This window comes from Arthrobacter sp. B0316-5-4 (assembly GCF_059090325.1).
In genome coordinates, this window is sequence record NZ_JBNHFN010000002.1 from 257,141 (window position 1) to 279,634 (window position 22,494).

General features: G+C 59.6%; 25 protein-coding genes and 1 pseudogene. 10 read left to right on the top strand and 16 right to left on the bottom strand.

Annotation, left to right across the window (positions count from 1 at the left end):
* The first annotated feature begins 199 nt into the window (after nucleotides 1-199).
* On the top strand, nucleotides 200-337 hold the full coding sequence (locus tag AC5RU9_RS05475) for a hypothetical protein (RefSeq protein ID WP_494015630.1): 138 nt from the start codon (nucleotides 200-202) through the stop codon (nucleotides 335-337).
* Nucleotides 338-613, top strand: a complete 276-nt coding sequence (locus tag AC5RU9_RS05480; protein ID WP_494015631.1) for a hypothetical protein — start codon at nucleotides 338-340, stop codon at nucleotides 611-613.
* 70 nt (nucleotides 614-683) lie between these two features.
* On the opposite strand, the pseudogene AC5RU9_RS05485 reads toward AC5RU9_RS05480, so the two are convergent.
* The 6 genes and pseudogenes from AC5RU9_RS05485 to AC5RU9_RS05510 form a co-directional block, all read right to left on the bottom strand.
* Nucleotides 684-917: pseudogene (locus AC5RU9_RS05485) on the bottom strand (NAD-dependent succinate-semialdehyde dehydrogenase); the annotation flags it as partial.
* A gap of 322 nt (nucleotides 918-1,239) precedes the next feature.
* Complete coding sequence (locus AC5RU9_RS05490) at nucleotides 1,240-1,371, bottom strand: hypothetical protein (RefSeq protein ID WP_494015632.1); 132 nt, start codon at nucleotides 1,369-1,371, stop codon at nucleotides 1,240-1,242.
* A 37-nt stretch (nucleotides 1,372-1,408) separates the two neighbouring features.
* Nucleotides 1,409-2,791, bottom strand: a complete 1,383-nt coding sequence (locus AC5RU9_RS05495; protein WP_494015633.1) for an MFS transporter — start codon at nucleotides 2,789-2,791, stop codon at nucleotides 1,409-1,411.
* Nucleotides 2,792-2,833: 42 nt separating this feature from the next.
* Nucleotides 2,834-4,072, bottom strand: coding sequence for an NAD(P)/FAD-dependent oxidoreductase (locus tag AC5RU9_RS05500; RefSeq protein ID WP_494015634.1), 1,239 nt, complete (start codon nucleotides 4,070-4,072; stop codon nucleotides 2,834-2,836).
* 3 nt (nucleotides 4,073-4,075) lie between these two features.
* On the bottom strand, nucleotides 4,076-4,399 hold the full coding sequence (locus AC5RU9_RS05505; protein WP_494015635.1) for a 2Fe-2S iron-sulfur cluster-binding protein: 324 nt from the start codon (nucleotides 4,397-4,399) through the stop codon (nucleotides 4,076-4,078).
* A gap of 34 nt (nucleotides 4,400-4,433) precedes the next feature.
* Nucleotides 4,434-5,750 (bottom strand): cytochrome P450, encoded by a 1,317-nt coding sequence (locus AC5RU9_RS05510; protein ID WP_494015636.1) that lies wholly within the window; start codon nucleotides 5,748-5,750, stop codon nucleotides 4,434-4,436.
* A 113-nt stretch (nucleotides 5,751-5,863) separates the two neighbouring features.
* On the opposite strand from AC5RU9_RS05510, the gene AC5RU9_RS05515 reads away from it, so the two are divergent.
* On the top strand, nucleotides 5,864-6,796 hold the full coding sequence (locus AC5RU9_RS05515) for a LysR substrate-binding domain-containing protein (protein WP_494015637.1): 933 nt from the start codon (nucleotides 5,864-5,866) through the stop codon (nucleotides 6,794-6,796).
* Between the two features lie 1,103 nt (nucleotides 6,797-7,899).
* Here AC5RU9_RS05515 and AC5RU9_RS05520 read toward each other — a convergent pair.
* The 6 genes from AC5RU9_RS05520 to AC5RU9_RS05545 form a co-directional block, all read right to left on the bottom strand.
* On the bottom strand, nucleotides 7,900-8,331 hold the full coding sequence (locus AC5RU9_RS05520) for a hypothetical protein (RefSeq protein ID WP_494015638.1): 432 nt from the start codon (nucleotides 8,329-8,331) through the stop codon (nucleotides 7,900-7,902).
* Between the two features lie 241 nt (nucleotides 8,332-8,572).
* Nucleotides 8,573-9,286, bottom strand: coding sequence for a GAF and ANTAR domain-containing protein (locus AC5RU9_RS05525; protein WP_494015639.1), 714 nt, complete (start codon nucleotides 9,284-9,286; stop codon nucleotides 8,573-8,575).
* A gap of 9 nt (nucleotides 9,287-9,295) precedes the next feature.
* Nucleotides 9,296-9,973 (bottom strand): GAF and ANTAR domain-containing protein, encoded by a 678-nt coding sequence (locus AC5RU9_RS05530; RefSeq protein ID WP_494015640.1) that lies wholly within the window; start codon nucleotides 9,971-9,973, stop codon nucleotides 9,296-9,298.
* Between the two features lie 176 nt (nucleotides 9,974-10,149).
* The gene (locus tag AC5RU9_RS05535) at nucleotides 10,150-10,884 is read right to left on the bottom strand and encodes a GAF and ANTAR domain-containing protein (protein ID WP_494015641.1); all 735 of its coding nucleotides are present in this window, start codon (nucleotides 10,882-10,884) and stop codon (nucleotides 10,150-10,152) included.
* Nucleotides 10,885-10,956: 72 nt separating this feature from the next.
* Nucleotides 10,957-11,187, bottom strand: a complete 231-nt coding sequence (locus AC5RU9_RS05540) for a zinc-ribbon domain-containing protein (RefSeq protein WP_494015642.1) — start codon at nucleotides 11,185-11,187, stop codon at nucleotides 10,957-10,959.
* A gap of 29 nt (nucleotides 11,188-11,216) precedes the next feature.
* Nucleotides 11,217-11,930: a TetR/AcrR family transcriptional regulator C-terminal domain-containing protein gene (locus AC5RU9_RS05545; RefSeq protein ID WP_494015643.1), complete on the bottom strand. Its 714-nt coding sequence runs from the start codon at nucleotides 11,928-11,930 to the stop codon at nucleotides 11,217-11,219.
* A 176-nt stretch (nucleotides 11,931-12,106) separates the two neighbouring features.
* Here AC5RU9_RS05545 and AC5RU9_RS05550 point away from each other — a divergent pair, with 176 nt between their 5' ends.
* Nucleotides 12,107-12,385, top strand: coding sequence for a hypothetical protein (locus AC5RU9_RS05550; RefSeq protein ID WP_494015644.1), 279 nt, complete (start codon nucleotides 12,107-12,109; stop codon nucleotides 12,383-12,385).
* A 134-nt stretch (nucleotides 12,386-12,519) separates the two neighbouring features.
* The gene (locus AC5RU9_RS05555) at nucleotides 12,520-13,419 is read left to right on the top strand and encodes a diacylglycerol/lipid kinase family protein (protein WP_494015645.1); all 900 of its coding nucleotides are present in this window, start codon (nucleotides 12,520-12,522) and stop codon (nucleotides 13,417-13,419) included.
* A gap of 1,278 nt (nucleotides 13,420-14,697) precedes the next feature.
* Here AC5RU9_RS05555 and AC5RU9_RS05560 read toward each other — a convergent pair.
* The 3 genes from AC5RU9_RS05560 to AC5RU9_RS05570 form a co-directional block, all read right to left on the bottom strand.
* Nucleotides 14,698-15,705, bottom strand: a complete 1,008-nt coding sequence (locus tag AC5RU9_RS05560; protein WP_494015646.1) for a CocE/NonD family hydrolase — start codon at nucleotides 15,703-15,705, stop codon at nucleotides 14,698-14,700.
* A gap of 160 nt (nucleotides 15,706-15,865) precedes the next feature.
* Complete coding sequence (locus AC5RU9_RS05565) at nucleotides 15,866-16,261, bottom strand: hypothetical protein (protein ID WP_157731655.1); 396 nt, start codon at nucleotides 16,259-16,261, stop codon at nucleotides 15,866-15,868.
* Nucleotides 16,262-16,383: 122 nt separating this feature from the next.
* The gene (locus AC5RU9_RS05570) at nucleotides 16,384-18,399 is read right to left on the bottom strand and encodes an alpha/beta hydrolase (RefSeq protein ID WP_494015647.1); all 2,016 of its coding nucleotides are present in this window, start codon (nucleotides 18,397-18,399) and stop codon (nucleotides 16,384-16,386) included.
* A gap of 549 nt (nucleotides 18,400-18,948) precedes the next feature.
* Here AC5RU9_RS05570 and AC5RU9_RS05575 point away from each other — a divergent pair.
* The 5 genes from AC5RU9_RS05575 to AC5RU9_RS05595 all read left to right on the top strand — a co-directional run bounded on the left by AC5RU9_RS05575 (nucleotide 18,949) and on the right by AC5RU9_RS05595 (nucleotide 22,078).
* Nucleotides 18,949-19,245 (top strand): hypothetical protein, encoded by a 297-nt coding sequence (locus tag AC5RU9_RS05575; RefSeq protein WP_494015648.1) that lies wholly within the window; start codon nucleotides 18,949-18,951, stop codon nucleotides 19,243-19,245.
* Between the two features lie 149 nt (nucleotides 19,246-19,394).
* Nucleotides 19,395-19,694, top strand: a complete 300-nt coding sequence (locus AC5RU9_RS05580) for a hypothetical protein (protein ID WP_494015649.1) — start codon at nucleotides 19,395-19,397, stop codon at nucleotides 19,692-19,694.
* Between the two features lie 9 nt (nucleotides 19,695-19,703).
* Nucleotides 19,704-20,531 (top strand): SAM-dependent methyltransferase, encoded by an 828-nt coding sequence (locus tag AC5RU9_RS05585; RefSeq protein WP_494015650.1) that lies wholly within the window; start codon nucleotides 19,704-19,706, stop codon nucleotides 20,529-20,531.
* Nucleotides 20,532-20,839: 308 nt separating this feature from the next.
* A complete protein-coding gene (locus tag AC5RU9_RS05590) occupies nucleotides 20,840-21,370 on the top strand; it encodes a hypothetical protein (RefSeq protein ID WP_494015651.1) in 531 nt (176 codons plus the stop codon).
* Nucleotides 21,371-21,808: 438 nt separating this feature from the next.
* Nucleotides 21,809-22,078: a hypothetical protein gene (locus tag AC5RU9_RS05595; protein ID WP_494015652.1), complete on the top strand. Its 270-nt coding sequence runs from the start codon at nucleotides 21,809-21,811 to the stop codon at nucleotides 22,076-22,078.
* A 111-nt stretch (nucleotides 22,079-22,189) separates the two neighbouring features.
* Here AC5RU9_RS05595 and AC5RU9_RS05600 read toward each other — a convergent pair whose 3' ends face one another.
* Complete coding sequence (locus tag AC5RU9_RS05600) at nucleotides 22,190-22,420, bottom strand: hypothetical protein (protein WP_494015653.1); 231 nt, start codon at nucleotides 22,418-22,420, stop codon at nucleotides 22,190-22,192.
* Nucleotides 22,421-22,494 lie beyond the last annotated feature (74 nt).

Genomic DNA, 22,494 nt, shown 5'->3' on the forward strand with positions numbered 1-22,494 from the left:
CCCAAGGCAATGAGACACATCCTGTGTGAGGTGGGCCGGCGGATAAGAGGAGCGCCTGAGTGCGGGACTTCTCGTCGGGTGGGGGAGGTCGTTGGTTTGTATCTTAGCTGTCGCAAAATAGCCTTCGATCACAAGGTGTCGCTACTGCGAGGAACAAAGAGCTATGCAGTTGTGGCCCGACCGCGAAAGAAGTGTGCCAATGTCCAATGACTTCACTCCCAAACCACAGCCACCGGCCAACCCCAGCAAACTGCTCGGCATCATCGGCACAATAGCTGTGGTTTTGCTCGCCGTGATAGCCGTTTCAGTCAGTTCCCAGGCCATACGGGCGGGCTAGGTGGCCGACGCTAAGGTCAGTGCTGAAGCAAGCGCCTCCGCTATGGCTGCGGCTGTAGACGCTGCACAAAAGGTCATTGACGATGAGCGCGAGGCTGACTCTAAAGAGGCAAACACGGTTTGCGAGAAGCGTCTTATTCAGAAGCATCCAACGGCGACAGTTCTGGTGGGTAAGACGAAATCCACCTTCCGTGCTTCCGATGGTAGCTATGACACCACTGGTGCCTACACTGACGCTCCTGCTGGAAATACGGTTCCGATGCAGTTTGTGTGCTGATCGATCCAAAGCAGCGGAACAAGTTGGAACGTATTCCTGAAATCCGACGGCCACGGTTAGTCCCGCGCCGTTCACTTGCGGCAGCAGCGGCGTCGAGTGCGGCGGCGCCGTCCTCAGCACCGGCGTCGGAGATGCTGAGACGGACCTTGTCGGTGGCTGGGTCCTCAAAATCGAAAGCTTTTCCCGATCCGGCCGGACGCCACTGACCGTTGATCAGCAGGCCGGTGGGAACGGAAGCCAGCAATTGAAGTTCCTGGTCCGTCGTAGTCGGCTTGTTCTTCCATTCGCGAGTTTGTGGTCTTATTCAGGATTTTTTGGTTGCATGATGACGGAATGTCGTGGTCGCTGCATTCCGGGTGTGGCGGCACCAATGGGCAGCGCTGGTTACATCCATTCCTCTTGTGTCGGAGTCCCTCGCTGCATGCTCACCTAGGTCGAGCTCGTACAGCAGGGTCATGTCGTCTGTGTCGAGTTCGACGTTCGTTGCTTCGAGGTTCGCTTGCGGTTGGGTCGGCGACGCTGACATGACCAGTGGAACGAAGCCTTGCCGCATATGCCCGGCGAGGACGACCTGGGCAGCTTGGCGTGTTAGCGATGCCCGTCCTATTGATGCGTGTCTGTCAGGTTCAGTAGCTGCGGGCGTCTGAGGGGACCGCGCCGTAGCTGCTACTGCCGGTGACGACTTCCTTGGAGTGGGGTGTCGCAACCTCGGTAGCGGACTTCCGCGCTCCCCTCAAAGCCCTGCGGGCTTCCGTCATGTTGGTGAGCCCGCAGGGTTTGGTGCGCTGTATGTCGCTAGATGGTCGCTTTGTCGTACGCCGGTTCCCGGCGCTGGTCGAAGATGGTGGCTCCGACTTCTTGTTCGGCTTGGTTGTTGATGGAGAGGTCTATGCCTGGCCTGTCCCGCAGGATCAGTACCGCGATGACAGACAGTATGGTCATGCCGAGCAGGTACAGCGAAACCGCGGCGCTGCTTCCGGTGGATTGTATGAGTGCTTGGGCAATGGTTGGTGCGAATGCCCCTCCGAGGATGGCCCCGATCGCATAGGAGATGGATACTCCGGAGAAGCGTACTGAGGCGGGGAATATTTCGCTGTACCAGGCTGCCTGTGGCCCGTAGCTGAGTCCCAGACCGATGGTGAAAAGGCCTAACGCGAGGTAGAGCATGGGTAGCGAGCCGGTGTCGATGAGCCAGAACAGCGGGAACACCATGAGTGCCTGGGATCCGAAGCCGATCAGGTAGGTGCGTTTGCGACCGATCTTGTCGGCGAGGTAGCCCGAGAGAAGTGTGAAGAGGAACCACATGGCGGCGGCGAATGTGATCGCAAGGAGTACGTCGGTGCGGTCCAGGCCTACTTGACTGGTGGCGTAGCTGGGGATGAAGCCTCCTGTAGCCATGTAGCCTGCTGCGTTGTTTCCTGCGAAGACAAGTGCGGCGAGCAGGACCAGTAGCCAGTGTTTGCGGAACAGTTCGGCGGCCGGGACTTTGGTCTGCTGCTTTTTGGTGGCGATTTCCTGGAATACGGGGGATTCGTCAACGGCGCGCCGGACCATGTATCCGACGGCGATCAGAACGATGCTGAGCAGGAATGGCACGCGCCAGCCCCATTCGATGAAGGCTGTCCCGGGGGATACCCATCCGGTCATAACGGCTGTGACTCCGGAGGCCAGGAGCATGCCCAGCGGTACTCCGAGTTGGGGGAAGGCTCCGGCGCGGCCGCGGCCATTGCGCGGGGCGTGCTCGACGGCCATGAGTACAGCGCCTCCCCATTCGCCGCCTGCTGAGATGCCTTGGAGAATTCTGAGGAGCAGCAACATGACGGGGGCCAGGATTCCTGCAGTTTCGTAGGTCGGCAGGATTCCGATGAGTGTGGTGGCGGCTCCCATCAGGATGAGGGTGAGGACCAGCATGGGCCGACGGCCGATGCGGTCGGCAGAGTGCCCGGCTAGGAAGGCTCCGAGCGGGCGGAAGAGGAAACTTATCCCCACGGATGCGAATGCCAGCAAAAGCCCGATCGATTCCCCTGCAGGGGCGAAGAACACTTGGGCAAAGACGAGTCCGGCGGCTGTGGCATAGATGAAGAAGTCGTACCACTCGATGGTGGTTCCGACGATGGTGGCGAAGGCGACGCGGCGTTGCGTCTTTTTCGCCGCGGCGTCGGTTGATGCACTGGGCATGGTTTCTCCTGCGTTGGGTGAGGGTGGTGTTTAGGGGTAGTGCTATGCGGGGTTTAGCAGTGTCTGCTTTGTATGTGCTTTCAGGCTGAAACCTGGAACTTGGGCTTCTTCGGGTGATGGTCCCAGGCCTGCGGATAGAAGTTTCCGGGCAGCCATGTGGTCTGCTGCGGCATTTACGGATTCGACTGCTACGAGTTGGCCGTCCCGGTGGCAGAGGACCGAGAATTTGGCTGCGGCGGGGTCGCCGATGAGTGTGGTTGTGTCATCGGCACTGGACATTCCGGCCATTTGCAGCCGCAGTGTGCCCTGTGTTGACCAGAACCAAGGTGTTTCTTCGTAGTGGTCCGTTGCGCCAAGGACGACCTGTGCTGCGTGGAGCCCGTGCGCCCCTGCGTTCTGGACCGACTCGAGTCGGGTTCTGGTCCGGGTATGGGGGTTCGGGTAGTTGGCGCAGTCGCCGATGGCCAATATCCGAGGGTCTGAAGTTCTCAGGCACTGGTCCACCACGATGCCGTTGTTTGTTTTCAGTCCGGCCCTGGCGGCAATCGCGTCGTTGGGGATGACACCCACACCGACAACAACGAGGTCAGCCGGGTAACGCCGATTTGTGGTGGAGTGGGCGGCGCAGACCCCGCCCTCAGGGCCAGCCTCAAAATGGCTGATGCCTTCACCCAATCGAAGCTCGATACCGTTTCGTCGGTGCGCGTCGGTAAACCACTCGCTCATGACAGGCGTCAGGGCCCGGGCCATGGGTCGGGGGGCATATTCCAGCACTGTCACGGAGCATCCGTGGGCTCTTGCGGCTGCGGCGAATTCCAGGCCAATAAATCCTGCTCCGATGACGACGACGTCCCGCGCTTGGGTGAGAGCGGCGTGGAGTTCTTCTGCCTCCTGCAGAGTCTTCAGGCTGTGAATGCCTGTCGCTTCGGCTCCAGGACAGGTCAGTTGGCGGTTGCGGGAACCAGTGGCCAGGACAAGGTGGTCGTAGGGAAGCGCAGTCCCGTCTGAGATGGTGACGGCCCTTTTGTCCCGGTCGATGTCCGTTGCGGAGACTCCGGTGCGCAGGTCGATGTAGTTGTCGGTGTAGAAGGAGCCCGGCCGCAGTGGCAGGGGCACGGGGCGTCCGCCCGGGGCCAGGTAGTCCTTGGACAGTGGCGGGCGCTGATATGGCAGGCCCTCTTCCTCGGCGAGGATCGTAATGCTGCCTGTATATCCGCCGGAACGGAGGGAGTCGCCCGTTTGAATGCCGGCTTGGCCGCCTCCGATGATGATTACTCCCATGGTTTAGACCTGGTCCGTGGGAATGTCGACGATGATTGCGTCAAGGTGTGCGCCGACACTCACCTGGCATCCGAGGCGGGATTGGCTTGTCCGTTCTGCCGTGGTGCAGTCGAGCATTTCGTCTTCGTCGTCGCTGAGCTCGGGCAGGGCGTCCTCGAATTCGGGGCGAACATACACGTGGCAGGTGGCGCACATGGCTTGGCCGCCGCATTCGCCGACGATGCCTTCAACGCCATTGGTGACCGCGGCGCGCATGAGAGACGTCTCTTCTTCCACGGAGACGATGTCGGATTTTCCGGTGGGCTGTACGAACGTGATGGTTGGCATGATTCTTCCTTGGAGTGCTGGATAGGGCTGGGTTTCAGTTCCAGAGGACTGGCATTTTGGTCAGTCCCCGGAATACCCAGCCGGCGTCGATAGAGGGGTTATCAGGGTCCAGCCGCAGGCTAGGCAGCTTGTCGAAGAGCGCGGGCATCGCCACTTGGGCCACTTGGGCACGGGCGACCCAGGTCCCGGCGCAGAAGTGCGCGCCTCCACCGAAGCCAAGGTGCGGCTTCTTAGGCCGGTGGATGTTGAATGTCTCCGGGTCGGTGAACACGGCAGGATCGCGGTTTGCGGCGCCGAGCACCACGCCCAGCCGTGCGCCGGTGGGGAGGCGCACACCTTCGAGGACTGTTTCGCGGGTCGTCTGCCGCGGGTACATCCCGATGGGCGCGACCCAGCGGACGGACTCTTCGAAAGCGACTGAGAACAATTTCGGGTTATCCAGGACGTCGGCCAGTTGGTCCGGGTTGGTCAGCAGGGCCCAGACCGTTGTGGCCAGCACGTCGCGGGGCTCGTTGAGGCCACCGCCGATGGTCATCTTGAGGTTGGCCCTGATCGACTCAAGTGGAATAGGCATTGACGCCAGCCCCGAGAGCAGCGATGGATCGGGGTTCTTGCGCAGGTACGGGATCATGTCATCAATGGCCGCGTCTACCTCCTTGGACGATGCTTCGCTCTTGGTCCACACGGAGGCGTCGTCGGCATAATTGCCGGTGCCATCGATCATCGTCTGGCTCCAGCGCTGGAAGTCCTCCTGGGTGGAGTTGTGGAAGCCACAGATCAGCCTGAGGTTTTCTGCCGCGTAGGGGGCGGCGTAGTCCCAGACGAAATCAGCGCCCGGGCTCTTGGCGGCGAGCTCGTCCAGGTACTTGGTGTTGTTCTTTTCGAAGATCGACGCCCAATGATTCTTGACCGTTCCGGGGCGCAGCGTGCTGCCATATGAGTCCCGGTCCACTTTGTGTTCCGGGTCGTCTTTGCGCAGCATTGAGTGGCCCATGGCCCGCTTCATGAGTGAACCGGATTCGTTGGCGGAGTAAGTGTCCGCGTCCTGTTCTATGGTGTGGCAGGCAGCGTAGCTTGTGACCATGTAGCGGTTCACTGCCGGCACCCAGTGCACTGGTGCCTCTTCACGCATGCGCCGGTAAATAGGGAACGGGTTGCTGTATAGATCGGGAATGGTTACCCAGTCTGCTACCGGGGCCTCAATGAATGCCTCGGCGGCTGGGGAATCTGAGGCGCCAACGTGGTCTGCTGGAACGGAGGCAAGCAGGGCATTCCGCTCCGCTGTGTCCTCGGGGAGCGCCCGCGTGAACGGGCAGCCTGGGGCTTTCGGGGTTCCTTGGGTGATCATCATTGGTCTCCTGAAGTCGTGGGCAACTTTGCCTGAACTCAGTGTGGAATAGAACACATCCCCGGTAAAGTACAAGTATCTGCGATATATCCACGGTTTTTGCGAGGAGGCAATGGGTGGCTCGGTATACACTGCGGCAGCTCGAAATATTTGTGAGCGTGGCGGAACACGGAACCATGACCGCAGCAGCGGACACCTTGCTCATTTCGCAATCGGCAGTGGCAGGAGCAATTAACGCACTTGAGCACGCCTTCGGAGCGCAGCTGACCATAAGACGCAAGGCCCACGGCGTGGCATTGACCGCGGCCGGACGTTACGTCCTGGACCGCGCCAAAGGGCTGCTTCATGCGGCCACCGATTTGGAGCTTCACGCCGCCGACGCCGGAGCCGAGTTACGCGGGTCCCTGACGTTGGGCTGCTACGGGACATTGGCGCCTACCGTACTGGCCGCGCTCATCGACAACTACAGTAAGCGGCACCCCTACGTCGACCTCGACTTCTTCGTCGGCCCGCAATCAGACGTGCAGGAAGGGCTCAAGTCCGGAACGTTGGACTTGGCCATCGCCTACGACCTGTCACTGCCCAATGGGCTGCGGGGCCAACGGCTCTTCGACACGTCGCCGGCCATCGTCTTGGCCGCTGACCACCCACTCGCCAGTCATCCGACGCTGGGACTTGAGGATGTCGCTGACGAGCCGATGATTCTTTTGGACGTCAACCCCAGCCGCGAAAACACGATGATGATGTTCTCCAGCGCGGGGCTGGACCCAAACATCCGGTTCAGGACCCTGGATTACGAAGTGACCAGATCGCTGGTAGGACGCGGAATGGGTTACGCCATCCTCGTGCAGCAACCAGCCTCCAACCAATCCTATGAAGGGCGACCACTAGCAGTTCGACCTATAAACCCCGCAGTGCGCAGCGTTCCCGTTTCCATCATCTGGCCAGCCGCTATAAAGCAGTCTCAGAGCGTCGAAGCCATGATCACACTCGCGAGGCAGCTGTACACCTCAACGGTCAACGCTGGTTCGGAACACGGAGACATCTGAACGCAAGGTCTGTTGGGACTATCCATCGGACAGTTCCGGGAGATTCCACAGCACAGCTGCACGCAGGGATCTCGGATCGGACTCACGGTGCTCCGGTAGTTGGTCAAGCGAAACAGGACTGTGGACAATGTCCACACTTTCATTGTCCCGGCTGATGCCTGGCTGTCGGGTGTGGCCTGCTCAGCTTGGATGGGTGAGCGGGGTCAGCGTCCTGGCGGTTGGGCGTTCCGCTTGCTGGGCTGTGGGGTCGTTCGTCGCTGCTGTCGTGGGTGTTGGTGTGGCCCTTGTCCGCCCTTCACTACTTCATGGCCGTTACGTGTACTTATGACATGACCTGCGACAAGTATTCCGGATGGTTCTTCTGGCGCGGGTACATTGCCATTCGAAACGAACTGGTTTCCGGTCGCGTTTGTCAGGCCATTGGGGGTGCGGACAATGTCCACATTTAAGTCTGATTTTTCGGGTGGGCGGGTATGGTTCGGAATTCTTGCTCACACAGCTTCATTGGTGGCTGTGTTCGGTTCAACATGATTGGTGTTGAGTTGATCGGCACTGAGCAGCTGAGCCCATCCGTACTCGTATCACTGGGGTGGTTTAGTGCCGCCGGTTGGCCTGTTTGAATGGGGACCGGCTAAGAGGGCCCGCTGGGCGCTTTCGTTGGTTGGGGGTGGACTACTTCATGCATCAAATTGTCTAGAGGGTGTGACCTTGGGTAGAAGTCGGTGCAGGCTTCTGGCGTGGCATTCTCCTGCCTGGCTCCGTTCAAGAGGTCTGAGGTACATCATGCAGCTTTGATCCACTGCAGGGGCGGAAGTTTTACAGGAGGAGGAGCCAGGTCCCGGCCATGAACCCGAGGCTGACCGGGCCCGGAGGGGCACGGGTCTTGGTGTTTTCGAGCGGCGGGCCGTCTGATTCTGAAAAGAGCCTTTGGCGTCCTGCCCTCGCTGTACCGCAGTGATACCTTGCCGGTCAGCGGCGGCCGAATCTGCCTGCCGACCGACAAATAACCTGGTGGTCGCCTGCGGCGGCAACGGCTGTGCGGGGTGTGGGCCGTCAAGCAGCGCGGGAGCAATTGCACGGGAAGCCTGAAAGTCTCCGCTGGCTCAGGCGGGCAGTTCAAGCCGGAAGCCGCAGCTTAGACAGCGGAGAATTTTGGTTCTGAGCCGGACGTCGAGCAGCGGCGACGCCTCGTCTCTTGGAGCGGTGTTCGCGGTCAAGCTCCGCCGCACCTCGAGGGGAATCCTGGCCATTGGTTCGCTGCAATGAAGGTAGCTGTCGCCAAAGATGATGAGCCCTTCGAGGTTCTTTTTGGTGTTGAGTTTTGCGGCAACCTCGCGGAATGGCGTGTAGTGGGAGAGTATCGAACCGCATCCGGCGCAGCTATAAGAGACCTCTACGATGAGGCCGACTGTGTGAAGCCGTATTGACTCGATCGCGTGTAGCACCAAGTGGTCGTCGGTCCGGCACGTCAGGCACCACATTCGCGCCCCTTGGGGCAGGGACATTCCATCCGGTGGAACCGGGTTCTTTGACATGACGGCTACCTTGCCTCCTCCTTCGTGAAAATTGGGCTGCTTTCACGGTAGGAATGGGTGGGTCTTACGTCGGGTCTGGGTAGGGTCTGGTTGACCAGTGACAATGTTGCCTCCTCGTGCGCGCTGGAATGCTCTGCCGAGGTCTGGGGCAACAAGACCAGCCTAGGCACGAAGGGCGCTGCTAGTCCATACGGTAAGGAGCTCCCGGGCGATCCGTTATGAACGCTTCACCCGACGGGATTTAGATCTTTAGGGTGCGTGTGACGATGCTTTCGGCGACGTCGTGGAGATTTTGGCGGGAGGAGCGGGCGTGTGCGCGCAGCACGTTGAAGGCGCTGTCCATGTCGAGGTTTTTGGTTTGGGCGATGACGCCTTTGGCTTGCTCGATGAGCACCCGGGTGGTCAGTGCGCGTTGGAGTTGTTCGTTGAGGACGCCTGCTTCGCGGATGGTGCGTTCCTGGAGGAGGCTGATGGTTGCGACGTCTGCCATGGCCTGGGCGATCGAGGCGTCTTCGGGGGTTAGGGCTCCGGTTCGGGCGCCGAACAGGCCCATGGCGCCGATGACCCTGGAGTGGACGCGCATTGGCACCGCGTGGACTGATCTGAAGCCCATGTCCAAGGCAATCTGCTGGAAGGCGGGCCAGCGGTCACCAAGGTTGCTGATGTCATCAACAGTGATGACCGAGCCGGTGTGGTAGCACTCCACGCAGGGTCCGGCTCCTGCTTCGAGTTGGAGCAGTTCCACGAGTTGGCTTTGCTCACTGGTGGAGGCAAGTAGTTGCAGGTTGCCGTCGGCGTCGGAGAGCAATAGGCCGGCTTGGGCGGCGTCGAGTAAATCGACGGCATCTGCGACGAGAGTGTGGAGCAGGTCCAGGACGTCGTAGTCGGCAACGAGGGTGTCGGTAAGCTTCACGAACGTATCGCTGAGACGTTCGGCCCTGCTTTTCATGACCATGTCTGCATTTTACTGTGATCCATTATCGGTGGCGCCCGTGGCCGGGGCGAAATCGAGTCGGCGGCTGACAACGTCCAGAGCGGTGTCCTGCAATGATCGTCCGCTGGCGAAGGCATGACCGCGCAGCAACATCAACGCTTCGTCGGCGGTGCTGTCGGTTTGTACCAGCACCATGCCGGTGGCTTGGTGGATTTCACGCCGGGCCAGCGGAATTAAGGCTGATCCGGTTTCGTTGTCCGGCATCAATCCGCGCAGCAAGGTCCAGGCGGTCCGGCTGGCGGGTTGCGCGGCCCGGCTGATTTGGGCGGCACTGAGTTCCCGCAGTGAGGTGCAGTAGAGTTCGGCTACCCCGATGACCAGGCCGCCTGCGAGCAATGGGAACACAAAGAACGCAACTGCGTCTGTCTTGGTCGCGGCTTCGGCGAAGGCGGGCCATGACCGGACTCCGGCCGCGCTGAGATCGGGAATCGTGACCGGCAGGTGGGTGCGGAAAACGTCCCATCGTGGTCCGTCCCCGAGATCGTATTGGAGCTCATCGAGCCGTGCAGCAGTAGCGTTGGAGGCGCACATCAATGTTTCCGCTGCGGAGCCGCCGAAAATCGAAACAGCTGCGCCATCGATAGGCAGTTCCTGGAGGAAAGCGGCACAAAGATCGCCGTGGGGACCACAAGCGGCCGCTGCGCTCACCTCAGGCACCGTACATCAGAGCTCTCCCGCGATGGCTCGGCTGCACCAACAACCACCATTCCTGTTCCTCAAGGCAGTCAGATTCTGTCTGCTTCCTCAACCATAAACCCGCCGGCCGTGATGACTCTCGACGGCGGTTGTCACCCCCGGCCACCGCAACCGCCCTTTGCGGGGTTCTACTTCTCGAAGAAGGTTGAAGTGCGGGTCGCGGTGACCCGCTGGATTATCTTTTCGGCGACTTCGTGAAGTTTTCGGTTGCGGTCGCTGGAGGCCTTCTTGAGAATTTCCATTGCTTGGGACTGGCTGCAGCGATTCTGGGCCATGATCATTCCGCACGCCAGATCGATCACCGTCCTGCTTTCCAATGCTGACCTGAGATCGTCCGCCAGTCGCTCTGCCGTTGTGATCCTGACAGCGAGACGAAGGGCCCGGCCCGCCATGTCGCTGAAAATTTGGGCGTCCGCAACTGTCTCCGGAGTGAATTGATTCGCTGGGGACGCGAAGAAGTCCAGGACAGCGTCGGCGTCGACTCCCAGCTCGAGGGGAATGCCCATTGCGCTACGGTACCCCTCATCGGTGAGCGTCCTGCAGTATTTGGGCCAGCGTAGCTCCGTCGCCGCATCCGAGACGATCATGGGTTCTCCCACCTCCAGCGCTTCCACGCAAGGTCCTTCACCGAGGCGCTGTTCGATTTGATCCAGCCAGAGGGCCATGTCGCTGCTGCCGGCAATCGTGGTTCGGTGCCTGCGACGGTGCAGCGCTACCGCGCATTCGATCTGTGTTCCTTGCACATGGGACAACTTTTCCGAGGCGAGCCCAGCCATGCCCTGAAGGAAGCCCTTGAGGTCGTCGGTCGACGATATCAGCCGGTTCAGGTGATCGAAGCCTTCCTCCAGCTCGTTGTCCGTCATGCGTCCAATCTATGGTTCGGTGTCCTGATACACAATGCATGGTGGGTGGCGTCCGGTCCGGGCGCTGTTGGCTTAGCTTGATAGTGCGTTCTTCTGCCGCGTGGTGATGGTCGAGGGCCGGCCGCAGTGGGTGCAGCTGATGGTGTAGGACTTGGACGTCGTGAAGATGGGGACGAAGAACAGGGTGAACTTCGTGGCGCGTTGTTGCAGGTGGTGATGAGCGAACTGGCCGCAGTACTGGCAGGTTGCCATTCGTCCGGGCAGTTCCCGTATGGCGGTTTTAAGACCGAACAGAAGAAACATGAAGGATGCCTTTCAAGGTTGTTCTTGCTTTAGCCCAACGGCTGGGAGTGCGGAGGGGAAAGATGGGCAGAGAGGCCCGAGAGCAAGATGCTGATTCCCTGGTCCAATTCGGCTGCACCGTCGTAGGTGGCAAGGACAGGAGCCAAGGCCCGCAGCCGGGGGAATTCCTTGGGTGGGAGCCGGTGCAAGCCCAAACGGAGCAGGGCTTCATTTTCATCCGGATCCACGATGAGTTCTTGCAGTTCGTTAAGGATGTGCCCGTAAAGGTATCCGTAGTAAGCGCGGTAAACGTGCAGTGCGTCCGCGGGCGCGAACCCAGCGTCGATCAACAGGGACAAAATCTGTTCCAGCGGCCGGAGGGTACCCAAGGGACGAAGGCCCAATGGCGTGGACAAGGGGCGTGTGACAAGCAGGGGAACAACATTGGGGTGCCGGAGCGCTAGAAGGCGAAGATCGTGCGCGATGCGGCGCAGCTGCGCCTGCCAGTCCGGCGCGTCGGGCGTAATAGCCAGTTCGTCGAGGACGAGTTCTGAGACTCCATCCAAAAGCTCGGCCCGGTTTGCTGCATAGCGGTAAAGGCCCATGGGATCCCGACCGAGTTCCTGCCCAAGACGACGCATGGTGAGCGCATCGAGCCCCTCTGCATCAACGAGCCTCAACGCCGCGGAAAGAACAAGCTCCCGGGTAAGCCGCTCCCTCTTGCGTGGCATCGCTTTGGCCATGGAGTCTATCTGGGGGGACATTCTGTTCCGTCCTTGGTACGCGCGGGCAAGCAACTTCCGAGAAGGTAAGCAAACTTGCTTTACATGTAGTCTACGCGTAAAGTCTACATTGTAGAGAAGTTGTTATCACAGGTTTCTGAAGCGGGACTCTGGTTGCACGGCCACTCTGGCCCCTCACATCAACCCAGGAGTTACCAATGACTGCGAACAACACCACCCAAAACACGCGCACTGAGACCGTCCGTACGGCCAGCGACATCAAGATCTCCACGAGGACACTTGAGTTCGCGGTGTATGTCGCTGCCGTCCTGGCGACGATCATTACATCCGCCGTCGTTGGAGACGATGCCAGCGAAAACGGAGTGGATGTCTTCAATGCCCACGATGCCATGCAGCTCATCACCTGGCTGACCGTCGGACTCATGGTTGCCCGTGGCCTCGCGAAGGCCGGTAACCGGAACCACAACCGCGCGTAACGTTTACGCACGCTCGGTGACCAACCGCCGTCGAACCGTGGATCCTGGTGCGGCTTCCCTGAAGGGTGGCAGCACCAGGATTTTCTGTTCAATCGCCACCTTCCGCTCCGCACTGCAACACCAGGAAACCACTCATGGACTCTGCTCGTACCTTTGAATCAATCGTCATCATCTTCAATCCCAACAGCACTGGGGATGCACCGAAAATGGCCGAAGAACTTCGCGATCGTCTGACCGCACTGCTGGGATATCCGGCGGACGTCACACTTCAGCCCACTCGTCATGCAGGGCACGCCGTTGAGCTCGCGCGTGTGGCGGCCAGCGTTGCCGGCGATGTTCTTGTTGTGTCAGTCAGTGGGGACGGCGGCTATAACGAGGTAGTCAATGGGGTAGTGCAAAGCGGTAACCCCAGAGCTGTCTGTGCGGTCATGGCGGCCGGAAACGCGAACGATCATCGTCGAACCACCCGCACCCAGCCTCTGGAAGAGGCCATTGCCGAGGGCAACGTGCGACACATCGATTTGTTGAAAATCCACACAGTTCAGGCAGGCGATTCCACCGCGGAGTACGCCCACTCCTATATTGGCTTCGGTCTCACGCCCGTGATGGCGATAGATCTTGAAAAAGGCAGCAAGGGCGCCCTGAAGGAAATGGTTTCCGTAATGCGGACCTTTGCAAAGTTCAAACCGTTCGAAATACGCCAGACAGACGGCAAGCGGCGAAAATTCGACAGTCTGGTGTTTGCCAACATTCCCGAAATGGCAAAATATGCCACCATCAGCGCAGCGGACAGTAACCCCTCTGACGGAAAGTTCGAAGTTGTCCTCTTTCCGCACGTGCCAAAGTGGCGAATACTCCTGATGGCTCTAAGGGCTGCCACCCAAGGACTGGGAGACCAGCCAAGTGTCCGCACCTACGAATTCACCGCCCTAAAGCCCCTTCCATATCAAATCGACGGCGAAGTGAAGACGGTACAGGCGAACACCAGGGTCAAAGTCGAAAGTGCGGCGTCCGCCCTCGCGACATTGGGATAGCACTCGGGTTAGCCCACGTTAGAAGCCCTGCTTATCCGTTTGCCTCCTCCCGGACGGACAGTCGACGGCAGGACTCGGTTCTCGTCGTCTTCAACGATTTCGTACAAGTCATCGCGGGCCGTGGATCGGTCATGAAGTCTGCCGCGACCTCCAGTACTCACAGAACGAAATCCCGATAACGGACGTTCTGTCTTCGGGCTGGCCGGAAGGCCAAGGCCATGTTCTTCGGTGCCGTCTCGGCCATGCACTTGATGAAGGAGGTGCTCCCACCGTGTCGAGTTATTCATCGTTCTGGCCGGTAGTCTGCCGCCAGGTTCTGGGGTGTTCTGCCGGCCGGCGGGTGTCATGCCTAGTAGGTCGGGGCCTCATCCTGACCGGAGGTTCACACGGACTAAGCGGGAGCGCCTATTTCCCGGCGCAGACTTTGAGGGCGCAGGGGTGTTCAGGTCCTCGTTTTTCGGTGCGCGATCGAGCAAAAAGAAGGTGTGGACAATGTCCACACTTCCCACCTCGGACTGGCTCGTACAGCCACCGGAATGGCCCGTATTCCGCATGTTTCCGGCACTTCCCAGTGTTTCCAAGGCCTGGAATCCCGTTCGAGTCCCACCTCGGGCACGGCATAACCCCTCGTCAGAGGGGTTTTTGCTTTAATGTGTGTACATTCTGGTTGGTCAGGTCCCTCTGACACTGGCCGCGGGGTGTGCCTGGCGCCGCGGGTCGCCTGTTTGGTTATGGGGGAGCGGGTTCAGGACCGTGGCTGGCCGGCCCTCACCAGGCTTTGATCTGGGGTTATGTATGCCTCTCTTGGTTCGTCCGGTAGGTCGTGGTTGGCCTACACCTCTTCATGGGTAGAGGGAATGAGTGCAACATGACTTCGAGATCCTACGTTGAGACACCTGGATTCGCTTCGTTCCTAGCGTGAGGACGCCGGGACGGCCGCTGCTTTGTCAGGTCGAAGAGAGTGTGGACATTGTTCACACTTAAATCTTCTTTATAGGCCCCGATTGCAGCCATTGGTTTTTTCGTTCATGGGTGAGTTCCGGCTAGCCTACGCAGCCCTGCGGGCCAACTGGTCGGCTAAGCGAGCGACGGTGTGAAGACCAGCGCGGTAATTGAAACCACTGGCCTGACCGTTGGTGAGGCGTTTCGCTGGGGTCGGTCGCCTCCTCTACTACGGGCTGATCTCTGGGCAAGGCCCGATCGTCCGATTGCAAATCTCAGACGGCGATGTCGCGAGTGAGAGTACCCGCGACATCGCTGTCACTGTCGCGGATGAGGTCAGGTCGGGATGATCTGAAGGTCGATTCGAGAGGGATGTGCGGCGTCGTGGCGGATGCGCTGGCGGGCAACTCGGATGGTCGTTCCCTTTTTCTCCGGTGCACCGGTATTGAGGTTGCGGTCCCAGCGGGGAAAGTTGCTCGATGTAACATGAGCTCGCAGACAGTGGCCGGCCTTGATCAGGATCGATGTCGACCAGAGGTCGATCGTTACTTCGTCGACCCGACCGGCTTCCGTGTAAACGCGCGTGATCCCGTCGACGATGTTCCGCGACACACCTTCGGAGTCCACTTCGCACAGTCGGACCACCCAATCGGTAGACGGGCCGTCGGTCGCCGCGAACAACGTCGCACTAATCCGCCCGGTGATCTCGACGTCCTGCTCGAGTGGAGCGGTGGTGAACACCAGCACGTCCTCGCGCGCCTCGGCGATCCTCTGGTCGAACGGGCCGGCAGGGTAGTCCGAACCCATCACCAGGTTTCCACCGCGCGTGATCACCGGGTCAGCGGGATCATAGAGATAAGTGGATCCTGCCTCTGTCGACACGGGTGCTTCCCAACTGAGGGCACCCGCCACATCCAGGTAGAGCGGGGTGGTGACGGCACGGGCGAGGGGCCAGTCCGCTTCGGCACGCCACTCGTTGGCTCCCATCACGAAGATCAGCACGCCGGATTCGTGGGCGCTTGTTGCGGGGTTGTCGCGCAGCCAGTGGTCGTACCAGTCGAAGTTGATCTTCGAGATCTGCTCCCCGCCGGGGGAGAGCATCCCGAGGCCAAAATTCACCTCGCCGACTTCTCCCAAGGTGGCGCCGGCATTGAGTGAGGTGTGCGACCACGGCCCGACGATGAGGCGTGTGGTGGCACCCTGCGCGCGCATCCCTACGTAGTTGTCCACTGATCCCTGCACGAATACGTCGTACCAGCCCGCGAAGTTCAGCGATGGCACGGTGAGCTTTTCGTAGTGCCCGTCCACGCGGGATTCGTCGATGGTGGATCCCTTTCCCGTCATCGGGAAGTGTGTCGGTTGCGGTGGTTTGAGAGGGTGGGAGACCTCCATCAGCACTCCTGCCCGAAGACCCAGCGGCGCATCCGGACACGAGCAGCAGCAGGACGGCACTGGTGGAAAGTACGCGTCTGTAAAGGGGGCGGTGCATGGTTGTCATCGTTTTCTAGCGAAATTTGCCTTCCGGGTCGGGAACGCAGCGGGTGTTTCCGCCAAGGTTTATTTCGTACTTTCCGGTGGTGAGCCCCATGACGAATTTGTCGGGCCCGAACACGTCGGTGTGTCTGACGAAGTTCGGGCCGCCATCGGATTCTTGCTTCACAGTGAACCCCGTGGACACGAAGACAGTTTTTACCTTGTCGTGCAGAGCGTCCATTTCTTCCCGGCTCAGCGGACTTCGACTGGTATCGATTGAGAATTGGGTACCGTCAGACCCGTCCGGGAGCCGGCAGACATCCCCTTGATATTCGGAGGGCGGCGCGACATCCCAGTCGCCGGGGGCGAGGGCCTGAATCTTGTTGAAGAGGTTGAAGTACTCTGTGCGGGCTTGTTCTGGGTCCATGGTTTGCTCCGCGGTGCTGGTAGGTGGGTTGGTTCCAGGGGTTGTTCCGCACCCTGAAAGGGTGATTAGAAGGATGGCTGCGGCGGGAAGGATGCGCCTGTTAAGGGGGCGGTGCATGGTTGTCATCGTGTCGCATTCGTGAGTTGGTCATTCAAGCCGAGGGCGATTCTGGCTTGGTTATAGCTTGACTGGGTTCTCCTGTCGAAGTACCCGTAGATGCCGTCCTTGCCGCCTGTTTGTCCGTCGTGGGTTTTCGTTGGGAGTTCTGTGGCACCATCCGGTCCCGTGATGCCGTCCGTGCCGAAGGTGACGGCGCCGAATCCGGGGTCTGCGGTGCTTTTACGCTGCCAGCCGAGCCCATGCCCGACTTCAGCTACGTGGTCCCAGTCGTAGGTTCCCCGGTATACAGTGCCGCCGGGGTTCAGGTGGAGATCGTTCACGGAGGTCACGTTATCAGGGGCCCCAACGTCCCCGACGAGAACGAGGTTATCGACAGGCAGCTCGGTTTTTGCTGCCTCCATGGCCCCGAGGGAACCCATGGAGTGCCCGACTGCTGTTGTCATGGCTGCGTTGTCGAGGTTTTGGTGAACGGCGTTGACCCCTGTCGCGTAGTCGCGAAGGGCAGCCCCAACGACTTTGGCCTGATCGTTGCTGAACACACCCAGACCCTGGGCCGGCTCGACACCAATCCAGGTAACGACAGCAATCCGGTTCTTATCCAGCCCGTTGGAACCGGCGAGTTTGCGTTGATCAAGCCGCTGATCATTGGCCTGCTTGGTCTTTGATGCCATGTCCTTGCCGATGGTGGTGTCCAGTCCCGGGAGCTGGTAGGTGACGTGCTTGGCGGCGTCGAGGTCCCCCACGGAAATAGATGCACCGAACCCGGTCTCCGATCCTCTCCCGAGACTAAAGGGAGCGAAGCTGATCAGTTGCCGGATGTCGGATGGATCCTGAGGATTGGTTTTCGGCTTGCCCTGGCTGTCGTAGAGCGATTCCCAGACTTTGTTGACCATGCCTTCCTGGGAGCCTTCATCAACTTTTCCGGCGTGCTCTTCGCGGTACTTCTTCCAGTAGTCGTGCATCTGCAGCAACTTTTTGCGGTTGGCAAGGTCCCTGGCGGTCGCGGTGACACCGTTCAGGTTACCGATAACGTCCGGCAGTGCACCGATCAGAAGGTACTGTTCTTCACCGACGGTGACTTTCCCGGTGGCAGGCTCGACGGTGTGGCCAAGACCAGACCACCACGTGGCTGTGGCTACGGGGTCCAGTCCTGGTTGGGTCAGGAGTTCCCGCAGCCGGGCGGTGCCACCATTTCCGAGCCAAACCTTCAGTTGCGCTGCACTCATGGTTCCGATGTCGTTCAGGCCCACTTGGTTTGGTGTTGCGTATTGGATGAAGAGCCCGTTGAGCACGCTGTCCGCGATAGAGCCGCTGCCTGCTGTTTCGAATGCGGTGGCGACCTGCTCCATCCAATCGGCGTCTGCTGCGTTGGCGGCGAGCAGCCGCTCAAAACCAGCAACCAACGATTCAGTCTCGATGTTCACCCAGGAACAGGATGCTGTGAAGCCGCTCCAGGCGTTCCGGACTGCGACAAAGTGTGAGTTCAAGGTGTTCGTGGCAGTCCGGGACACTGAGGCGAAGCCGCGCAGCTTGCCCGGGTCAGCCGAGGTGGTTCCGCTTCCTGGTCCGCCGGCGAACCGGGGCCGGTCCCGCGGAGAAAACACAGCTGAGACAGTTGGTGCCGGGACCGGTGTACTCTCGGGCATCGGGTCCAGGACCATGGTGGCGACAGTCGCGGATGCTTTCGCGATGTCACCGGAGAGCAGTTGCTGTTTACGGATGTTGTCGCGCTGCTGCCAGGCATCCATGTTCTTTTGCCGGGCTTTCTCTTGCTGGGCCCTGTGCTTGGCCTCGCGAACGTCGTTCGCCAGAACTGCCAGAACACCTGAGAGCTTGCCGCGATCATCAGACCTGATGCCGCAGGCGTCCAACAAACGTGCGAAACCGCCCTTGAAGTCCTGCAACGCCTGATCCACAGCCCCGCTAAGGAATCCACCTTCGGCGCGAAGAACCTGCTCGGCCGTCTCAGCAGCACAGATCAGCGCATCGGCTGCGCCGTCATCAAAAGCAATCCCCATATGCTTACCCCCTAAGCAAGAACATAAATCCAACGACTAGCATAACTGTTGTCCTGTGTGAACGAAGCGTGAGAGTGGCGCCTCATGGGCGGGTCGTGGAACTCGTCTTACCCCAGGGCGTTTCGGCAGGATAGCCTTCAATTCGATTATCAGCAGATTCGGGAGTAATTCATGACGTCGACAGAAGAAGCCGCAGCAGTCAGTTTTCAACTGGTGTAGGGTGCGAAGTTCCGCAAGACCTCCATCATCATGGGTGTCATCGGCTTGTTCATTCTGGGAATTCCCCTGGGCATCGGGGCTTTCTTTTATGCACGCAAAGCAGACGCGCACGGGGTGAAAGCCACCGCAGGGCTGGTCCTGTCTTCTTGTTGACGAATGAGCCAGGTATGAAACATTGGGGTTGGCACTGTTTCGTCAGTGATCAAGCCTTACTGGCGCGCTCCTTAGCTTCAGCCTTCATGCGGTCGCGGATCTCGTTCTGCCAATCGACGGGCGGCACGGATCATCGTCGACTCCGAATCGTTCAGCGTTAAGGGTGCAGTCAAGTTCATGGAGCTGACCACAAAAGTGCGGGGGAGTGCCATGTACAACCCCGGGCTTGCTGAACCGCGAATCGTCATCAATAAATACGCAGGGACCGCGGAGCACATGTATCAGCAGAAGACCCTGATAGATGCTTATGGCCCCGCCGTCCTGGTGCCGGCAGTACCGCGAACGACGGCCATTGCTGATGGGCAATCGGGACGCGTGCCGCTGAGCAAGATTTCATCGAGGGGCGCCATAAAGGCCGGAGAAGCCTTTACTCGCCACGCAGTCGCAATCAAGAAGGAACTGAGTAGCAAATGAGCAGCATTAAAATGTAACCGCAGGTACCGTCAGGCGCAGGAAGCCAGGCGCCGCTGGCCAGAGCCCCACGAACCGACATTGTGGACGCAGTGACAACGCCGGCCGCCAAGGCCCCGGAGGCCAGCACGCCGACGCCAAAGAAGAGGACTGTGACCTTTACCAACAGGCTCGACCCGGACCTTCTTGACTGGATGGACGCTTACAAGCAGCGCACGACCGTGACCATTGCCGCTCAGCTCGATGAAGCAGTCCGCGACTTCATGGAGAAGAAGAGGAACGAGATGCTCTTGCAATATTGCAATATTGCAATATTGCTCGAAGATGTAACGCCTAGGGCCTCAGCGACCTCGAACGACGAAACAGCTGATGAGCACTTAGGGGTGGCTTGTGAAAAAGTGGAATATCCGACGCTAAGGATATTTCGCTTCCGCCGATCAGCTCCTGAGTAGAATTATGCAGTGGTTTCACATCTTGACTCGCAGGCGCGGGCATCTGTCATTAGTACCGGCCGTTGGATAGCTGCGGCAAGGGCTCTTGAGACTTCCCGTCCGGACCGGCTCTTCAACGATCCGTGGGCCGGAGACTTGGCCGGAGATAGCGGCAGGGCCATGTTGGATGCTGCGGACTACAATCCGTTCCTTCCGGTCCGAACACGATACTTTGACGATCAAATTATCGACGCTACCGGGCAAGGCTGCCAAGTCGTCCTCCTCGGCGCTGGCATGGACACCAGAGCCTTCCGGCTTCCGCTGCCTTCCTCCTGTACCGTGTTCGAGATCGACTATGCGGAGGCCTTCGCCCAGAAGGAATCCGTTCTTCGCACGATATCGCCGGCATGTGAACGACGGTGTGTTCAGGCGGACTTGTCCGGCCCCTGGGACCATGCCCTTCTGGAGGCAGGCTTTGATCGCCACACCCCAACAGTCTGGGTTGCCGAGGGCCTCTTCTTTTACCTGGCGGCCTCCTCCGTCGAGTCCTTATTCCGCGATACTGCTTCCTTGTCTGCCGAAGGGTCTCTCTTCTTGGCGGATGTCTTTGGAACAGGCCTGTTGGCGTTGGAAAGCATGGCTCCGTTGGTGAAAGCACGCACGGAATCAGGCCGTGCACTGCCGTTTTGCACAGACACTCCCGATGCCTTGTTCCAGGCTAGCGGCTGGACTAACACCAAGCTGGTAGAGCCCGGTCACCCGGCAGCCAACTTCGGACGTCTAAGCCTGGCCCCTGGTGCAAGCGGCGGGGAAGAACAGCCCAATCTACGCACTTACCTGGTCACAGCCGGCATCTGACGGCCGCTCGTTCTCCGATGTCCTGTAACGATCGTTCGCGAGACACTCAGGGGCGTGGTCGACAAGACGCGGAATCGCGCGGCAATTTTTGTAATGCTTCGCGAAGGGCGAGGCCCGGAATACCCTGGCCCGGGCCGTGTTCTTCAACCGGCTCGGCGGGATCCGCGACCGGTCCTTCGAACAGCGTGACTCGACGGAAGCGGTTTCCTGCCGCTGCGCGTCCGATAGGTCCTAGAAGCGCCGAGCAAGCTGGACCAACAGCGTCCCTGCTGGACTAACTGCGCGGTGGGTTTAGGGGACCGGAGCCGATGGTCAATAACGACCGTAAAATCGGTGGTTTGAGGGCCGGAAAGGCCGGAGAATGCTTGATGTCGGGGGGAATTTTGGCAGTCAACAGTCACCAGGAACACGATGATGCGGTGCATGCCGAGCATGAAGCGGCTCTTGCCCGTGGGGAGCAACGGGTTTTGTACTTAACCAAGGATGGGATGCTGCACAGCTACACCAAAAAAGAGCTGGGCGGTCCACCTAACGGAAGTACACGCTGGTGGCAGAATCTGCCCGGGCTGCTGTTCCTGCTCCCAATGCTGTCCCTCGGCATATACGTATTCATCACTAATCCGGTTGGCAAGCCGAGTGCGCAATGGGCAACCTTGTTCGGTGCAGTGTTGATGGCCCTGGGAGTCGTTTACCTCATCTGGGAAATGGTGGTTGTGTATCGCGGTCGGGAGGAACGCCTCCGTCGGGGATCGCCTGATCCACTTCGCATCTCCGGGGCCAAGACCAAGCTTCCCGAGTCGTATACGCAATCACAACCAATTAGGAAGGGCCGATGGTGAACGATTCCTGATCCATGAGGGCACGTTTGGGTTGAGTCGTCGCGGACACACTGCGGCATCTATCGGCGATATCGGTCAGAAACGACCCTTTATACGGGTTTGTCCTGCACCTCGACAGGAGACACACGACGGGGTTGTGTGGGGCGGCCCTGAGCGTCAGAACTCGCTTCCGGAATCAAACATGCTCAGAACCGCTCAACTAGCGTTTCTGACCTGATGCCCAGAGATGGCCGTCGGGCTGCCGCAGGCAGCCAGCGATCCAGATACTGAGGAATTCCGCGCCACGGTTGTCTCCATTCTTTGTTTCTGGCGGGGAATGCTTCCCCGAGCGAGCGAACGCAAGGTGATCCCTTACCGTAGAACCAGATGTTCCTCACCTTCCACTGGATCCAATGAAACAATCGCGGTATGACACGTGTGCTCGTTAGGGCTACTGCAATGCGATGGGCAAACGACCACTTCCCGGGATGGATAGAGGTTGACCTTGTCGACGCGGAGGGTCGGACGCATCGGATCATTGAAAAGGTCCCAGTCCTCGCTAAGGCCGACATCACCGCGGAGTCGACGTTTCCGCATGAACTGTGGATACAAGCTGAGTTCGAACGCATGATCGGCGCCGCTGTCTTGGTACGGCTTGCCCATGGCGTAGAAGCCACCGATGGCATGGAGCTGATCGGAATGGACAAGCAGGCCGTCCGCTGGCTGTAAGAGTTACTCTCCCCGCGTTCCGAAGCCTGCCTGAACAGCGGGCAGCCGGCTGGCGATGGCACCCGTAAGGGGATCCTTCACCAGACGCTCCCGTTCGAAGAACTAAGTGGACTATTGACCGGCCTGTGCAACGCGGTTTCGCGCTTGCGCGAGCAGCTCGATGTAATTTGCTTCGAAGGGCGCGACAAGAACGGACTCAAGGTCAGCTTGAATGTCCCAAAGGACCCGTTGCTCGGCCTGATGAGTAACCACAGGGGCCTCACCGTCGTTCAGATGACAGAGCCAATCGAACAACACCAGTGCCTGATCCTCGTCGAGTTCGATCTTCACCTGCTCCGGCATACCTACGTCTTCCCTTTTCTGACAGAACCTCGGTCCGTGAGTTTATCGCGGCTTTTGGCCCACCGCCGGTAGAG

What these genes read in the sequence shown, in the direction of transcription:
- AC5RU9_RS05535 (WP_494015641.1), bottom strand. Translation starts at nt 10,884, where the DNA reads ATGACGGACAACGAGCTGGAGGAAGGCTTCGATCACCTGAACCGGCTG.
- AC5RU9_RS05505 (WP_494015635.1), bottom strand. Translation starts at nt 4,399, where the DNA reads ATGCCAACCATCACGTTCGTACAGCCCACCGGAAAATCCGACATCGTC.
- AC5RU9_RS05525 (WP_494015639.1), bottom strand. Translation starts at nt 9,286, where the DNA reads ATGGTCATGAAAAGCAGGGCCGAACGTCTCAGCGATACGTTCGTGAAG.
- AC5RU9_RS05510 (WP_494015636.1), bottom strand. Translation starts at nt 5,750, where the DNA reads ATGATGATCACCCAAGGAACCCCGAAAGCCCCAGGCTGCCCGTTCACG.
- AC5RU9_RS05595 (WP_494015652.1), top strand. Translation starts at nt 21,809, where the DNA reads ATGCGATGGGCAAACGACCACTTCCCGGGATGGATAGAGGTTGACCTT.
- AC5RU9_RS05590 (WP_494015651.1), top strand. Translation starts at nt 20,840, where the DNA reads ATGGTCAATAACGACCGTAAAATCGGTGGTTTGAGGGCCGGAAAGGCC.
- AC5RU9_RS05555 (WP_494015645.1), top strand. Translation starts at nt 12,520, where the DNA reads ATGGACTCTGCTCGTACCTTTGAATCAATCGTCATCATCTTCAATCCC.
- AC5RU9_RS05500 (WP_494015634.1), bottom strand. Translation starts at nt 4,072, where the DNA reads ATGGGAGTAATCATCATCGGAGGCGGCCAAGCCGGCATTCAAACGGGC.
- AC5RU9_RS05540 (WP_494015642.1), bottom strand. Translation starts at nt 11,187, where the DNA reads ATGTTTCTTCTGTTCGGTCTTAAAACCGCCATACGGGAACTGCCCGGA.
- AC5RU9_RS05495 (WP_494015633.1), bottom strand. Translation starts at nt 2,791, where the DNA reads ATGCCCAGTGCATCAACCGACGCCGCGGCGAAAAAGACGCAACGCCGC.
- AC5RU9_RS05520 (WP_494015638.1), bottom strand. Translation starts at nt 8,331, where the DNA reads ATGTCAAAGAACCCGGTTCCACCGGATGGAATGTCCCTGCCCCAAGGG.
- AC5RU9_RS05575 (WP_494015648.1), top strand. Translation starts at nt 18,949, where the DNA reads ATGGAGCTGACCACAAAAGTGCGGGGGAGTGCCATGTACAACCCCGGG.
- AC5RU9_RS05475 (WP_494015630.1), top strand. Translation starts at nt 200, where the DNA reads ATGTCCAATGACTTCACTCCCAAACCACAGCCACCGGCCAACCCCAGC.
- AC5RU9_RS05550 (WP_494015644.1), top strand. Translation starts at nt 12,107, where the DNA reads ATGACTGCGAACAACACCACCCAAAACACGCGCACTGAGACCGTCCGT.
- AC5RU9_RS05560 (WP_494015646.1), bottom strand. Translation starts at nt 15,705, where the DNA reads ATGACGGGAAAGGGATCCACCATCGACGAATCCCGCGTGGACGGGCAC.
- AC5RU9_RS05490 (WP_494015632.1), bottom strand. Translation starts at nt 1,371, where the DNA reads ATGACGGAAGCCCGCAGGGCTTTGAGGGGAGCGCGGAAGTCCGCTACC.
- AC5RU9_RS05570 (WP_494015647.1), bottom strand. Translation starts at nt 18,399, where the DNA reads ATGGGGATTGCTTTTGATGACGGCGCAGCCGATGCGCTGATCTGTGCT.
- AC5RU9_RS05565 (WP_157731655.1), bottom strand. Translation starts at nt 16,261, where the DNA reads ATGGACCCAGAACAAGCCCGCACAGAGTACTTCAACCTCTTCAACAAG.
- AC5RU9_RS05545 (WP_494015643.1), bottom strand. Translation starts at nt 11,930, where the DNA reads ATGTCCCCCCAGATAGACTCCATGGCCAAAGCGATGCCACGCAAGAGG.
- AC5RU9_RS05600 (WP_494015653.1), bottom strand. Translation starts at nt 22,420, where the DNA reads ATGCCGGAGCAGGTGAAGATCGAACTCGACGAGGATCAGGCACTGGTG.